Below are 13,601 nucleotides of genomic sequence, written 5' to 3'. Positions count from 1 at the left end.
CATCGATTTTTCTCCGGTTCACAAAATTTTTGTAGATTTCCGTAGATTTTCGTAGGTGTGTATTTACAATGAATTCGAAAAACATTCACAAATTTGTCACAAAGGAGGGGGGCTATTGATTTATTTCCACCAAGTCAACAAATACTACGGGGATTTTCATGTGTTGAAAGACATTAACTTGACGATCAACCAAGGGGAAGTCGTCGTCATCATCGGGCCATCAGGATCGGGCAAGAGCACGCTTGTGCGTTGCATCAACCGGCTTGAGACGATTTCAAGCGGCGAATTGATCGTGGACGGCGTCAAAGTGAACGACAAAGGCGTCAACATCAACGAGCTGCGACGCAATATCGGCATGGTGTTCCAACATTTCAACCTATACCCGCACATGACTGTTTTGCAAAACATCACGTTGGCGCCGCGCAAAGTGCTCGGCATGTCCGAAAAAGAAGCGAACGAGATCGCCATGTATTACTTGGAAAAAGTCGGAATCCCAGACAAAGCGAACGCCTATCCGTCCGCGCTGTCCGGCGGCCAGCAGCAGCGCGTCGCCATCGCCCGCGGGTTGGCGATGAAACCGAAAATCATGCTGTTTGATGAGCCGACATCGGCGCTGGACCCAGAAACAATCGGCGAGGTGCTCGATGTCATGAAGCAGCTGGCGAAAGAAGGGATGACGATGGTTGTCGTCACCCATGAAATGGGATTTGCCCGCGAGGTGGCCGACCGCATCGTCTTTATGGACCAAGGCCGCATTTTAGAAGAAGCGCCGCCTGAGGAGTTTTTCGCGGCGCCGAAAGAAGAACGGGCGCGCGTCTTTTTAAGCCGCATTTTGAACCATTAATTCCGGTCAATCAAAGGGGGTTTTTTCTCATGAGAAAGAAAGCATGGAAATGGTGGATTGCCGTCGCCTTGACGGCCTTATTGAGCGCTGTCGCGTTGACGGGCTGCAGCACGACGGACAAAGGGGAAGGCGGGACATCGTCAGAAAAAACGGAAGCGACCAATACGCTTGAAAAAATTAAACAACGCGGCAAGCTTGTTGTTGGCGTCAAATACGATCTGAACTTATTCGGATTGAAAAACCCGGAAACGGGCAAAGTCGAAGGATTTGACATTGATATTGCCAAAGGGCTGGCGAAAAAAATTCTCGGCGATGAAAACAAAATTGAATTGAAAGAAGTGACGTCCAAAACGCGCATCCCGATGTTGAACAACGGGGAAATTGATGCGATCATCGCGACGATGACGATCACCGAGGAACGGAAAAAAGAAGTCGATTTCTCGGATGTGTACTTTATGGCAGGCCAATCGCTGCTTGTGAAAAAAGACAGCCCGATCAACAGCGTGAAAGACTTGAAAAAAGGCATGACGGTCTTGACGGCGAAAGGCTCGACATCGGCGGAAAACATCCGCAAAGCGGCCCCGCAAGTCAACGTGCTTGAATTTGAAAACTACGCGGAAGCGTTTACTGCATTGAAAGCGGGCCAAGGCGATGCGCTCACGACCGACAACGCGCTGCTTTGGGGCATGGCGAAACAAGATCCGAACTACCGCGTCCTTGATGAAACGTTCACGGAAGAGCCGTACGGCATCGCCGTCCGCAAAGGAGACAAAGAATTGCTGCAAGTCATCAACGAATACTTAAAAGAAATCAAAGAAAACGGCGAATACGACAAGATCTACGAAAAATGGATCGGCAAAAAGCCGCAACAATAACAGGTGAAACGGTGGGCGGAACACATCCGCCCACCTGTTTGCCCAAAGGAAAGGCTATGATTCCGCAAAGAAAGGAGGCGCTTTGTTTTGTTGCGCTTTTCCATTTTGGTTGAACATTGGGATTTGTATATGCAAGGGTTTGGCCATACGATCAAGGCCAGCGTGCTGGCCCTCATCGGCAGCTTGGCTTTAGGGACCATCATCGCCATTTTCCGCATCGCCCCGATTCGCCCGCTCAATTGGATCGGAACGGCGTACGTGGAATTCATCCGCAACATCCCGCTTGTCTTGATCGTGTTCGTTTTTTTTATGGGCTTGCCCGCCGTCGGCATTCGTTTTGACTCGTTTACCGCTGGAACGCTCGGGTTGATGGTATATACCGCCGCCTTTATCGCCGAAGCGATCCGCTCGGGCATTCAAGCCGTTCCGAAAGGACAAATGGAGGCGGCGCGCTCATCCGGGTTGACTTACTTGCAGGCGATGCGTTACGTCATCTTGCCGCAGGCGGTGAAAATCGTCATTCCACCGCTTGGCAACCAGTTCATCAACTTGGTGAAAAACTCTTCGGTGCTTGGCGTCATTGCCGGGTTGGATTTAATGTATTACGGCGACTTGATTTCCTCGAAAACGTTCGTCACCTTTGACGTTTACATTTTCGTCGCCTTGTTTTACCTCGTCTTAACGATCCCGCTCAGCCTTGGCGTCGGCTACTTAGAACGCCGGCTGCTCAAGGCGCGGTAGGAAAGGAGGCCAAATGATGGATTTTGCCGGTGCCTATGCGCCCGCCCATTTGAAGTTTTTGCTTCAAGGGTTTCTCGTCACGTTGGAAGTGGCGTTCATTTCCATTGTTTTGAGTTTTATCTTCGGCATTGTCATCGGGGTCATTCGCTATACGAAAATCCCGGTGCTTTCCCAACTGCTGGCTGTGCTGGTCGAAACAATCCGGAACTTGCCGCTGCTCTTGATCATTTTCTTTACGTATTTCGCCCTTCCGGAAGTCGGATTAAAGCTGGATAAACTATATGCCGCCATTTCGGCCTTGGTCATTTTTGAATCGGCCATGTTGTCGGAAATCGTCCGCAGCGGCCTGCAGTCAATCGATAAAGGACAAATCGAAGCGGCGCGCTCATCGGGGCTTACGTATGGGCAGACGCTATGGTACATCATTTTGCCGCAAGCGTTGCGGCGCATGGTGCCGCCGATCGTCAGCCAGTTTATTTCCTTATTGAAAGATACGTCGCTCGCCATTGTCATTTCCTTGCCGGAATTGATGAACCATGCACAAATCATTAACGGCCGCAACGTCAATTTTGTCATCCCGATTTTCATCCTGGTGGCGTTCATGTACTTTATCGTCAACTATTCACTGTCGCTCGTTTCGCGCCGGTTGGAATACCGCCAGCGATAAGGAAACCGTATCCCCTTTTTTCAGCTGGGGCATACGGTTTTTTCTTGCCATTCGCTGCACCGCTGGCTCCCTGAGCGTCCATTTCCATCGCTCGTTGAGGCGTCAAAAGGGGAATGAATATTTTTCACGAAAATCACCCGTTGTTTTCACTTTCCTGTTATATAATAGAATTGGAGATTCGTTCACGACTTTCACAAAGGCGGTGACGTCCACTGACACCAGCAAAAAAAGAACCGCTTTGGCTCTTGTTGCTTTTGCTTTCGGCTGCCGCGTTTCTAGGCGAAATGAAAATGAACCCGTTTGACAGCCCGTTTCGCGTCTCGCTCGGCAGCGCTGTCTTTTTTCTCGGGCTTGTCGCCTTTCGCTCCCTTTCGCCGTTTGTCATCGGCGCCAGCACGGGAGCAGCAGTCGTTGGATTTCGCGTCTTTCTTGACTCATTGACGGGCGAAATGTCCGCTTCAGAAAGTGTGCTGACCCACCTTCCGGCAGCCGGGTATTATATCAGCTTTTCCATGATGGCGGCTGCCGTTCGTTTTCGCCAGCGAATGGCCGCACCGATTCGCGCTGGAGCGGTTGGAGCAGCGCTTGATTTTTTGGCGAACGCCTGTGAACTAGGGATCCGATATGGGATGGGCGAACCGTTTTCCTTCAGCGGCCAAACGATCATCGTCTTATGGTTGTTCGCCATTTTGCGCAGTTTCTGCGTCATCGGCGTTTACAACATGTGGGTGACAAAACATGTCCGCTCGCTCGCCGAAGCGAGAAAGCAAGAACTCGAGCGGCTCATGATGGTGAGCAGCGGATTATATGAAGAAATGTTTTACTTGCAAAAATCAATGGCTCTCATGGAAGACATGACGCGCCAAAGCTATGACCTTTACTCGCAGTTGATCGAACGAAAGCACGTTGAACCGCGCGTCGCCCTAGAGCTTGCCGAACATATTCATGAGACGAAAAAGGATATGCAGCGCATTTTCGCCGGCCTTTCCAAGCTTATCGGGCGCCAATCCGTGCGCGGACGCGTGCCGATTGCCGAGCTGTGCGCCATGGTCATTCGCGCCAATGAGAAGTACGCCAGCTTGTCCGGAAAGACGATTGCCTTTTCGTACAACGGCCATATCGATCTCATGACCGACCAATTGTATCCACTTCTTTCCGTGTTGAACAACTTGGTATCGAACGCCGTCGAGGCGATTGAGAAAATGGGGGCTGTCACCTTGCATGCGCGTCTTCACGGAAGCGAACTGATCATCGAAGTGGAAGACACCGGCCCCGGCATTGCGGCCGATGACATCGCCTGGATTTTCCAACCTGGATTTACAACGAAATACGATCGGCGCGGCAACCCGTCGACTGGCATCGGTCTCACCCATGCGCGCGATATTGCTCAAACACTTGGCGGACATCTCCAGCTCGTCAAAAGCGAGCCGGGTCATACGGTGTTTCGCCTTGCCGTGCCGACAGCCCGCCTCCTGCAAGACACACTGTCCGGCGCCGAAATACCCTCCGATCGCGAGGCCGACCGGCAAGGGAATGCCGTCATATAGGCAAGTCAAGGAAGGGAGAGAACAGGAAGATGGCGCTTCGTTTTTTTCTAATCGAAGATGACCCTGTTGTCAGAAAGATGCTTGAAAAATTGATTCATGAATCCGGGCTCGGCGAGGTGGTCGGCTGTGCGGAAGACGGGCTGAACGTCCGCGCGGCCGACTTGCTTCACGTGGATGTGGTGCTCATTGACTTGTTAATGCCGGGGCGTGATGGAATTCAAACGATGAAAGCGCTGCGGCAAGAAGGATTTCGGGGGACATTCATCATGATCTCGCAAGTGGAAAACAAAGAAATGATCGGCCAAGCCTATTTGCACGGCATTGACACATACATTCAAAAACCGATCAACCGTTATGAAGTGCTGTCTGTACTCAAGCGCGTCGCCGATCATCTCTCCGCCGTCCGCTCGCTTGAGTCGATCCGTCAAGTGCTCAAAGGGCTTGAGCCGCAAACGGCCGACACCGCCGTTTCCAAGCCGTCCGTCATGGAACAGCAGGCCGAACAGCTTCTCCTTCTTCTCGGGGTCGCTGGAGAAGCGGGCAGCGCGGACGTGCTTCTCGTGGTGCGCTGGTTGGCAGAACAGGAAGCAAAAGGCCAGCCTGTGCGCGAACTGCCGCCGCTGAAAGAGCTGTACGCCGAACTCGTCGAGCGGGAATACGGCCTCCCCCCTGGCGAAACTGCCAAGGAAGCGCGGGCGATGGAACAGCGCATCCGCCGCCTCGTCCTGCAGGCGTTCACCCACCTCGCTTCCCTCGGCCTGACCGACTACACGAACCCGACGTTCGAGCATTTCGCACCGAGGCTGTTTGATTTCGGCGACATCCGCCGGCGGATGAACGAACTCGAACGCGGCCAAATGGAGACGGAATGCCGCATGAATGTGCGGAAGTTTTTAACGGCTTTCTTCTTTGAGCTGAAGCGGGTCTAAAAGGCCATAAAATAGCTGCTTCTTTATATAATATATAAGCCGGCGGTTGCGCGAATGCGAAGAAGAGCAAGGTTTTATAAAAGGTTCTCAACTCGAAACGAGGGACGACGCTCCGCTTCTTGTTCAATCGCCAGCCTTCTAAATTATGATGATGTCCCCTTGAGAAACAGGTCAAATGTTTTCCGTCGTCAGGCCAACTGCTCTTCTCTTCAGTAGCAACGAATGAGGCAAAACGGACGGCCGCCTTGCAAAAACGAACGACACTCGCTTCGCTTGTGTCAGCCGCCTGGGCCAAATCCTTCGTCGTCATATTCGGCACGAGTTCGGCATGGTCGAGAATGTAGGCGGCTACCTTTTTTTCCGCCGGTGAAAACCGTTCCATTTGCTGTTTGATTTTAGCTAAAAGGCCGAGTTCATTCATCTTGTTTCTCCCTTTCCGCGCACCATTTTTCTTTCATCTTATCATGGACAGTTCCCTATTCTCCACACCAAAAAATCTTTAACATAAAATATTTGAATTCAAGATATGTATTTGTTATGATAATGGTGTGAATATGAATCGCAAAGAGGAGGAAAAGCGATGACAACATTCCAACTCGACAAAGCGCACAGCTCTGTCGCCTTCCAAGTAAGACATATGATGATCTCCAAAGCGAAAGGGGAATTCACCAACTTTGACGTTGAGGTCGAAGGCGACATCAACGAACTCGAGTCGCTGAACGTGAAAGCGACGATCGATGCCGCCTCGATCGACACGAAAAACGCCGACCGCGACAACCATCTCCGCTCGGCCGACTTTTTCGATGTCGAGAACTATCCAACCATTACGTTTGTCAGTGAATCCGTGCGCAAGCTGTCCGACACGGAATATGAAGTGACCGGGAAGCTGACGATCCGCGGCGTGACGAGAACGGAAACGTTCAAAGTCGAATACAACGGCCAAGTGAAAAACCCGCTCACCGGCGGCATCTCGGTCGGCTTTGACGTCGAAGGAACAATCAACCGCGAAGACTACGGATTGGTATGGAACGTCGCGCTCGAAACCGGCGGATTCCTCGTCGGGAAAGAAGTCAAAATCCTCGCGAGCTTTGAATTTGCCTTGAGCTGAGCGTTCGAAGCGAAACGCCCCCGTCGCTAAAAATGCCGGGGGCGTTTGATCATCATCCCGAAAGGAAGGCTCCCGCTTCAAGCAAGGCGAAGGGAGGGAGTTTACTGCGCCGTATACCCGCCATCGATCACGACCGCCTGGCCGGTGATGCCTTTGGCTTGTTCGCCCGCCAAAAAGAGGACATAATGGGCGACTTCTTCCACTGACAGCAGCCGCCGTTGCGGCACAAGCGGGTAAATCACTTCCTCAAGCACCTTCTCAAGCGGCACGTTGCGGGTCGCTGCCAAATCGGCGAGCTGGCCGCGGACAAGTTCGGTATCGACATAGCCCGGGCAAAGGGCGTTCACCGTAATGCCGTATGGCGCCCCTTCTAACGCTGCCACTTTCGTTAAGCCAATCACCCCGTGCTTCGCGCTGTTGTACGCCGCTTTGCCGGCAAACCCAACGAGCCCGTTGATCGACGCCATGTTGATGATGCGGCCGTAGCGCTGTTGTTTCATAACGGGAAACGCATGTTTGATGGCCAAAAACGGGCCGACAAGCATGACGCGGATGAGCTGCTCAAACTTTTCCGTCGGGAAATCCTCGATGTTCGCCACATGTTGCAATCCGGCGTTGTTCACGACAACATCAAGGCGCCCCCAACGGTTGACGGCCTCGTTGATCGCTTGCTTCACCTCTTGTTCAACCGTCACATCACATTTCACGCCAACCGCTTCATAGCCCAACTCCCAAAGCGAACGAGCAGCTTGCTCGACTTCTTCCTGACGCAAATCAACGAGCACCACGTTTGCGCCATGTTCCGCCAGCGTTTTCGCCACTTCATAGCCGATTCCACGCGCTGCGCCGGTGATGAGTGCTGTGCGATGTTCCATCATTCCCCTCCCCCCTGCTTCATCTGTTCGTACACCTCATCATACTGCTTCGCCAAGTCAAAATCGAGCTTCGTCAGCCCTTTCGCCCGCCATGAGGACAGTTTCACCGTAATCAGCTTGTAGTCGATCGAAATGAACGGGTGGTGGTTGGCGTCTTCCGAAATCGCGGCGATTCGCCGAACAAACTCAATTCCCTGCAAGTAGTCTTGAAAGCGGTATTTTTTCGCAATCCATCGTTCATCCGTCAGCTTCCAGCCGTCCGCTTTTTCAAGCATCGCTTGCACTTCCTCTTCCGCTAACCGCATCGTTATCCCTCACCCTCTATATTTTGAAATATGCCAGCCAGCGAAACCGTCCAATCAGCGAACAAAAACGAGACGAGCACATCGCCTTCGCCAAAGACGCTCCGCTTCTCATACCCTTTCTCACCGCGGCCGTACACTTCCACCGTCCGATGCAGCGGGTCGACGATCCAATATTCCTTGACGTCAAACTGTTCGTACAGCTTATATTTTTCGTTCCGATCTTTCAGCGCAGTGCTCGGCGAAAGCACTTCCACCACCAAGTCAGGCGGACCATCGCAGCCTCGGCTGCCGATTTTGCTTTGATCGCAAATGACCGAGATGTCTGGCTGCACGACATGCTTGGCTTGTTCATAGTCGGCCTGTTCATCGAACCGCACATCAAACGGTGCCATGACAACCGCACATCCTTTTTCGCGAAAAAACGCTCGCAAAGCGACATACAATTCACCGACAATCGACTGGTGGACAAATGAAGGGGCCGGTGCCATGTTGTAAGGTACGCCGTTGATCAGCTCCCACCGTCCATCCCACTTGACATAATCTTGATACGTATACCGTTCCTTTTGCCGCTCGGTTGGCTTCACGTCCATTCCCCCATCCGCTTGCTTTACCCTTATTATACCATCGGACATCCGCGGCCGTCATACAACTCAGGTGCTTGCTCCACAAAAAAAGAGCCATCTGACAGAGATGGCTTTTTGCCCGTTTGGCTGATCATCCCTTCATTAAGGCCGCAAACTCGCCAACTGCTCGGCAAGTCGCAAATAAAAGGCGCGGATATCAAATGACGGATTCGGGTCAACGCCGATCACTTCCAAATGGTCGACGTTGTACGTCCCCATATCATTCCAAACTCCTTTTTTCAACGTCCCGTCATACGGCACGATCCGATCGCTTGATCCACGCTTTGGACCGTTCATCGAAACCGTGTTGACGATGCCATCGTTCTCCAGCCAGCGGTCGTCAATGCCGAGCGCCTCATTGCGGTACGAGCCGAGAAACGGGGCGCATACGACCGCGCTGAATGCATTCATTCCGAGTTCGGGATAATAGTTGCCGGTGAGCGCTCCGCGGTGCGTCCGTTCGGTGGAAAAGCTCAAATAATACGTATTCGGGCTGGCTTGCACCCATTGATTCAACTTCTCAGCTCCGGGAATGGATAAATCGTAGCGGGCAGTATCCGTCGACGTCCAAACAGGGGATCGTTTGAGCCGTTCAAAATAATGGTCGAACGATTCACCCGGCTGGCGGCGCAGCCCCCATTGGTCGAGCTTAAAATCGTATACTTGACTCGTGTACGGCACATTGCTGGCGACAGCCGCCGCTTTCAACACCGCTTTTTGCAGGTCAAAGAAGCGATCAGTGAAATCGACCATATTGACAAGTGTCGTCCCGTCATGAGGAGTGGCAATGGTTGTCACACTCAACACAAAATGATGTCCGCCTTCAAACAACGGCGACAACGACACGTTATGCGCCTTGGCGTACTCCCGCTCTTCTTGGCTTCCGTTCTCTAGGAGAGACACAAGCATGCGGGCCGTCTGTCCTCCTTGGCTATGAGCGATGATATGGACGCGGCCGCCTCTTTTCAATTCCGGCAGCAAGCCCGGATACGTGCGGCCAAACCGCGCATGGCCGTGCTTCGCCGCATGGGCCGCGCCATAATCGACCGTTCCGCCGACAAGCTGGGCGTACGCTTCACACGCCCGGTCCCAGTTGCTCGAGAGCGGTCCGACCGCCAGCGTATACGTACGATATCCGTTGTCGTTCAGCCATTGTTCGATATCGCCACGCACGCCGCCCCAATATTTGAATCCAAGCATTTCCTCTCGCCCCCATCCTGTAAACCCATGGAGAAGCACGATGGGTGCATCATTGGCGCGTGGGGATGCCGCTTCCGTCCGCCCTCCCGGGACCGACAGGCCGAACACAAACCATAATCCAAGCAACACAACCATCACCCGGCAGCCTTTCATCATCCTATCCTTCTCCTCCCCTCACATAAACGGAGTCTTTTTGTTCATAATTACCTGAATATTCTATATATATCAACCAACTGATTCAATCCCGGCAATTGTCGGGTTTTTCTGTGAGAGAAAGAGAAAAGCGCATGTTTGTGCCGACGCATTTCGTTTCCCGCCGACAATGGAAAGTGGCTGCACTCTGGCATGGCAGCGTTCCATCACGGCCTCGTACGGATGGTTGGCTAATCCACAAACGGCCCGAACTTTTGCTCGTAATGGGCGAGCGCCAACAGCGGAAAAATGTAGCGGTAGCCATGGTAATGGATGTAAAAGGCGCCGGCCATTCCTTGCCCGACTGGATAGGAAGCCGTCCAGTTCGGATGATGAAGCAAGCGGAATAAGGTGCGAAAGCCGGCTTTCATTTCCGCGGTTGGTCGTTCGGCGGCAGCGATCAGTGCATCAAGCGCCCAGGCGGTATGGACCGGCGTGCTGGCGCCAAGCGTCACATACGTCTTGGCTCCGTCGCTTTTGCACGATTCACCCCAGCCGCCATCAGCATTTTGGATGCTTAAAAGCCAATGAACAGCTTTTTGCATCGCCGGGTGATCGGCCGGGACGCCGACAGCCGAAAGCCCCGTCACCGCCGCCCATGTGCCGTATACATAGTAAATCCCCCAGCGCCCATACCACGAACCGTCGGCTTCCTGATGGTCAAGCAGCCAGTCGACGGCGCGGGCGACGGCGGGGTGGTCTTTTGTTAATCCAACGAACGTTCCGAAATATTCAAGCGTCCGTCCGGTCAAATCGGCGGTGGATGGATCCATCAACAAAAATTCCGCCCCTTCGATCGGCAAATACCGCCAAAACCGTTTGCCGACATTCTTTTCAAACGCCGCAAACCCGCCGTCATCGTTTTGCATCGAAAACAGCCATTGGTTCGCCCGATCCCATGCATGGCGAAACGCCGTCTCTTTCGCTGCCGTCCGGCGGATGGCGCGCAACGCGGCCGTCGTATCGTCGACGTCCGGATTCATCGTATTCACATCAGAAAATCCCCAGCCGCCCGGCAGGCTGTGCGGATTGTGCACCGACCAGTCGCCGTAGCGAATGTGCTGGCGCGACAACAAATAGCGGTTCGCTTTTTCAATCGTCCGGTCCATCAAGGGCACGCCTGCTTCTTGCAGTGCATAGCTCGCCAACGCCGTGTTCCAAACGGAAGCGGTGGTATATTGCATATGCGTATGCCCATCAATTTCGGTCCGCAGTGAGCGCAAACCGCGAACAGCCCGGACGATATGCAGATCGTCTGCCGGATAGCCGAGCGCCAGCAGCGCAAAAATCAGCAAAAACGTCGAGCTGAAATAGCTGTACAACGTTCCGTCCGGCTCAATATGATCAAACATATAACGGACGGCGCGCTGTTCGGCGGCATGATGCAGCTGGTTCGGAAGTCCGATGAGAGATCGCTTGATGTACGACCATAGCGATCGGCTTTCAGGCAGCCGCCAGTCGTTGCGGGGAACAACCAAATCGGACAAGTCTGGGCTTTTCGCCGTCCTCCGGCTGTACCGTCGCTCCGCGGCGACGAGAAGCGGAACGATGTTCGCTCTTCCGTACACGGAAAGGTCATACATATTGAGCGGAAACGACGGGGGGAGAAGGAAAAAGGCAAGCGGCAACGGAAACCGTCTTGGCCACGGGTACTGTCCGGTCAATGCGAGCATCACTTTCGTAAACAAGTGGACGCGTTCTAAACCGCCCATTTCCAAAATGCGCATTTTTGCCTTTTGCATGTGCGAGTCGGTTTTTTTTCGATATCCAGAGTAAAGCAAGGCATAATACGCCTCAACTGTCGCCGTCACGTTGCCATCGCCTTCATCGGCAAACAACTTCCACGCCCCGTTCGCTTCCTGTCGGCTTTCGATCCGCTCGACGAGCGCTTGAATCAACGGTTCATCATGTATTCCGAGCGTCCGCAATAAAATGATCATATAGGCGTCTGTCGAAATGCCGGTTTCAAACGGAAACCGCCACGATCCGTCGGCGCTTTGCGACCGTTTGAGCACATCGATGAGCGCGCTTCGTTCATCCGCCACTATTCATCGCCTTTCTTTTTCGAAAATCTGCTTCTTTCCATATTTATTCGATTCGCAAACCCGCGATGCGCCAAGAGGGGGATTCATCATGCGTTGCCGAAAATCAAAAACCTCGTCTCTTCCCCTTTCTCTCGTTGATCTTTATCGGGAGCTGAAGAAAAAGAGAAAGAAAGAAGCAACAACGATATCAGAACGCGATCTGACGGCCAAAGAGCAGCAGCTCATCCGCCGCATCCAGGCGATGACGGCGGAACAAAACGAAAACAATGTCACCCGGACAGCGGCTTACCTTGCGTTTTACTTGCGCCATCGCGAAATCCACTGGGCGTTTTTAGGGCATATGGTGTCGCGCAACGGCGGCTGGAATATGACCGACTTAAAAGGGGAACTGCTCATGAGGCTGCTCTCGGAAGGCGAGCGGCAGTCGTTTTTCGCCTTTTTGGAGCGCGGCAATTGGCTCATTTTTCAAGACATTTATCCACAGTTTTTGTTGTATGAGGAAAGCAAAAAGCGGGGGGAGCCGTTATTTTATTTATTGCCGTGGCTTGGCGTCTCAACGTTTATGGAAACGGTATGGCGCCATTTTTGGAACCGCGGCGATCCGTATACACTGGCGATCGCCTTGGTTATTAATGAACAAAGCTACTTAGAACAGCGGGTCATCCAACATCCTGTGTTCCGGCAAACCGTCTTTCGGACCCTCGAATTTAAATTGCAAGAGTTGCTTCACTTCAACCATATTTTATTTCCGCATGGCGATGGCCAGGGCGGCACCGCCTTGATCGGCCAAACACTCCACGAGTTTGAGTCGCTCCATGAACGCATTTTGCTTGGCAAACGGTTGTACTCGATTTTGTTTGACGATGAAGAAACATTGGAAAACGCTGTGCGCTGGGCGGTGCGCCATCCGCACACCGGCTCGCGCAAAGACTATTGGCCGCAGCTGTTTAACGACGTATGCGAATCGTTCCCACGGGAGCCGTACCGCCGCCGCATCCGCGATTGCCGAATCGTTCCCGGCGCCCCGCGCCTGTACAGCCCACAGCTTCGTCACGCGTGGAAAAACGTCGTCCATGAAGCAGCCGAACCCGGCGATTGGTTTACCGACCCGCACGTTGTCGGCTATCTTGTAAAACCGGAACGACCGACGAATGGAGAGATTGTGGATGCCTATTGTGAAACGCTCGAAAAAATGGAGCTGGCGATCATCGCCAAACACGCCTTCTTTCATGCGCGCTAGCCGCCGTCGCGCCTACGTGGCTTCAGCGCTGCTTGCGTCTTGGACGGGGACGTATTTGGATTTGTATTTGGCGGGAAAAGGGCTGTATGCGTTCCCGAAACGGCCCTTTCCTTCTGTCTTTTCGATCGATATTTTCTTTACGGCCGTCGTTCTTCCGCTCGGCGCCGTCTTCTTTCTTGCCCTCATGGAGCGGCTTAGCCGCCTTGGGCGCATTGGGCTCATCGCTGCATTGGCGGCATTGGCGGCCGCATTGGAGGCCACAGCCGAGACGTACGGTTTGTTCACCCACACGGCTGAATGGAGCCATTGGTATTCAGTTGCCGGTTACGGTCTTTTTCTTTCAATAATATGGGAATTCTACCGCCGATTCCAAACGGTTGACTAGCACGAATGGCGCATAAAGGCAATGG

The 13,601-nt window shown here is 53.1% G+C and carries 14 protein-coding genes and 1 pseudogene; 9 read left to right on the top strand and 6 right to left on the bottom strand.

The features are described 5' to 3' along the window. The first annotated feature begins 115 nt into the window (after positions 1 to 115). From B9L19_RS08500 to B9L19_RS08475, 6 genes are all read left to right on the top strand, one after another. Positions 116 to 844: an amino acid ABC transporter ATP-binding protein gene (locus tag B9L19_RS08500; RefSeq protein ID WP_015375048.1), complete on the top strand. Its 729-nt coding sequence runs from the start codon at positions 116 to 118 to the stop codon at positions 842 to 844. Positions 845 to 873: 29 nt separating this feature from the next. After that, complete coding sequence (locus B9L19_RS08495; protein WP_025950839.1) at positions 874 to 1,719, top strand: glutamate ABC transporter substrate-binding protein; 846 nt, start codon at positions 874 to 876, stop codon at positions 1,717 to 1,719. Between the two features lie 87 nt (positions 1,720 to 1,806). After that, entirely contained in the window at positions 1,807 to 2,460 is a 654-nt protein-coding gene (locus B9L19_RS08490) for an amino acid ABC transporter permease (protein WP_025950838.1), read from the top strand. A 16-nt stretch (positions 2,461 to 2,476) separates the two neighbouring features. Beyond that, positions 2,477 to 3,127 carry an amino acid ABC transporter permease gene (locus B9L19_RS08485; protein ID WP_015375051.1) on the top strand — a complete coding sequence of 217 codons (651 nt, stop codon included), beginning with the start codon at positions 2,477 to 2,479 and terminating at the stop codon, positions 3,125 to 3,127. A gap of 290 nt (positions 3,128 to 3,417) precedes the next feature. Beyond that, a complete protein-coding gene (locus B9L19_RS08480) occupies positions 3,418 to 4,674 on the top strand; it encodes a sensor histidine kinase (protein WP_241771978.1) in 1,257 nt (418 codons plus the stop codon). 29 nt (positions 4,675 to 4,703) lie between these two features. Continuing rightward, positions 4,704 to 5,603, top strand: coding sequence for a response regulator (locus B9L19_RS08475; RefSeq protein WP_025950835.1), 900 nt, complete (start codon positions 4,704 to 4,706; stop codon positions 5,601 to 5,603). Between the two features lie 214 nt (positions 5,604 to 5,817). On the opposite strand, the pseudogene B9L19_RS08470 reads toward B9L19_RS08475, so the two are convergent. After that, positions 5,818 to 6,024, bottom strand: a pseudogene (locus tag B9L19_RS08470) (MurR/RpiR family transcriptional regulator); the annotation flags it as partial. A 159-nt stretch (positions 6,025 to 6,183) separates the two neighbouring features. Between B9L19_RS08470 and B9L19_RS08465 the strand changes: the two are divergent. Continuing rightward, positions 6,184 to 6,711: a YceI family protein gene (locus B9L19_RS08465; protein ID WP_025950830.1), complete on the top strand. Its 528-nt coding sequence runs from the start codon at positions 6,184 to 6,186 to the stop codon at positions 6,709 to 6,711. A gap of 101 nt (positions 6,712 to 6,812) precedes the next feature. Here the strand turns inward: B9L19_RS08465 and B9L19_RS08460 are convergent, their stop codons facing one another. The 5 genes from B9L19_RS08460 to shc form a co-directional block, all read right to left on the bottom strand. Next, positions 6,813 to 7,589 carry a 3-hydroxybutyrate dehydrogenase gene (locus B9L19_RS08460; protein WP_047752993.1) on the bottom strand — a complete coding sequence of 259 codons (777 nt, stop codon included), beginning with the start codon at positions 7,587 to 7,589 and terminating at the stop codon, positions 6,813 to 6,815. Continuing rightward, a complete protein-coding gene (locus tag B9L19_RS08455; RefSeq protein ID WP_047752992.1) occupies positions 7,586 to 7,891 on the bottom strand; it encodes a 4a-hydroxytetrahydrobiopterin dehydratase in 306 nt (101 codons plus the stop codon). Before B9L19_RS08455 ends, B9L19_RS08460 begins: the two co-directional genes overlap by 4 nt. A gap of 2 nt (positions 7,892 to 7,893) precedes the next feature. Continuing rightward, positions 7,894 to 8,481 carry a Uma2 family endonuclease gene (locus B9L19_RS08450; protein ID WP_047752991.1) on the bottom strand — a complete coding sequence of 196 codons (588 nt, stop codon included), beginning with the start codon at positions 8,479 to 8,481 and terminating at the stop codon, positions 7,894 to 7,896. Positions 8,482 to 8,616: 135 nt separating this feature from the next. Next, entirely contained in the window at positions 8,617 to 9,867 is a 1,251-nt protein-coding gene (locus B9L19_RS08445) for an esterase/lipase family protein (protein ID WP_047752994.1), read from the bottom strand. 230 nt (positions 9,868 to 10,097) lie between these two features. Next, entirely contained in the window at positions 10,098 to 11,954 is a 1,857-nt protein-coding gene (gene shc / locus B9L19_RS08440; RefSeq protein WP_208615371.1) for a squalene--hopene cyclase, read from the bottom strand. 85 nt (positions 11,955 to 12,039) lie between these two features. Here shc and B9L19_RS08435 point away from each other — a divergent pair, with 85 nt between their 5' ends. After that, positions 12,040 to 13,191, top strand: coding sequence for a DUF2515 domain-containing protein (locus B9L19_RS08435; protein ID WP_047752989.1), 1,152 nt, complete (start codon positions 12,040 to 12,042; stop codon positions 13,189 to 13,191). Continuing rightward, a complete protein-coding gene (locus B9L19_RS08430) occupies positions 13,181 to 13,576 on the top strand; it encodes a CBO0543 family protein (RefSeq protein WP_025950823.1) in 396 nt (131 codons plus the stop codon). The genes B9L19_RS08435 and B9L19_RS08430 overlap by 11 nt, the downstream gene beginning before the upstream one ends. Positions 13,577 to 13,601 lie beyond the last annotated feature (25 nt).

It is taken from the genome of Geobacillus thermocatenulatus (genome assembly GCF_002217655.1).
Taxonomy (GTDB): domain Bacteria; phylum Bacillota; class Bacilli; order Bacillales; family Anoxybacillaceae; genus Geobacillus; species Geobacillus thermocatenulatus.
The sequence above is the reverse complement of the archived record's forward strand: the minus strand, read 5'-3'. Positions and strand labels throughout refer to the sequence as shown.

Excerpts from the sequence above, each read along its gene's own strand:
- B9L19_RS08450 (WP_047752991.1), bottom strand. The coding sequence starts at position 8,481 with ATGGACGTGAAGCCAACCGAGCGGCAAAAGGAACGGTATACGTATCAA.
- B9L19_RS08455 (WP_047752992.1), bottom strand. The coding sequence starts at position 7,891 with ATGCGGTTAGCGGAAGAGGAAGTGCAAGCGATGCTTGAAAAAGCGGAC.
- B9L19_RS08485 (WP_015375051.1), top strand. The coding sequence starts at position 2,477 with ATGGATTTTGCCGGTGCCTATGCGCCCGCCCATTTGAAGTTTTTGCTT.
- B9L19_RS08445 (WP_047752994.1), bottom strand. The coding sequence starts at position 9,867 with ATGAAAGGCTGCCGGGTGATGGTTGTGTTGCTTGGATTATGGTTTGTG.
- B9L19_RS08475 (WP_025950835.1), top strand. The coding sequence starts at position 4,704 with ATGGCGCTTCGTTTTTTTCTAATCGAAGATGACCCTGTTGTCAGAAAG.
- B9L19_RS08430 (WP_025950823.1), top strand. The coding sequence starts at position 13,181 with ATGCGCGCTAGCCGCCGTCGCGCCTACGTGGCTTCAGCGCTGCTTGCG.
- B9L19_RS08435 (WP_047752989.1), top strand. The coding sequence starts at position 12,040 with ATGCGTTGCCGAAAATCAAAAACCTCGTCTCTTCCCCTTTCTCTCGTT.
- B9L19_RS08465 (WP_025950830.1), top strand. The coding sequence starts at position 6,184 with ATGACAACATTCCAACTCGACAAAGCGCACAGCTCTGTCGCCTTCCAA.
- B9L19_RS08495 (WP_025950839.1), top strand. The coding sequence starts at position 874 with ATGAGAAAGAAAGCATGGAAATGGTGGATTGCCGTCGCCTTGACGGCC.
- B9L19_RS08480 (WP_241771978.1), top strand. The coding sequence starts at position 3,418 with ATGAACCCGTTTGACAGCCCGTTTCGCGTCTCGCTCGGCAGCGCTGTC.
- B9L19_RS08460 (WP_047752993.1), bottom strand. The coding sequence starts at position 7,589 with ATGATGGAACATCGCACAGCACTCATCACCGGCGCAGCGCGTGGAATC.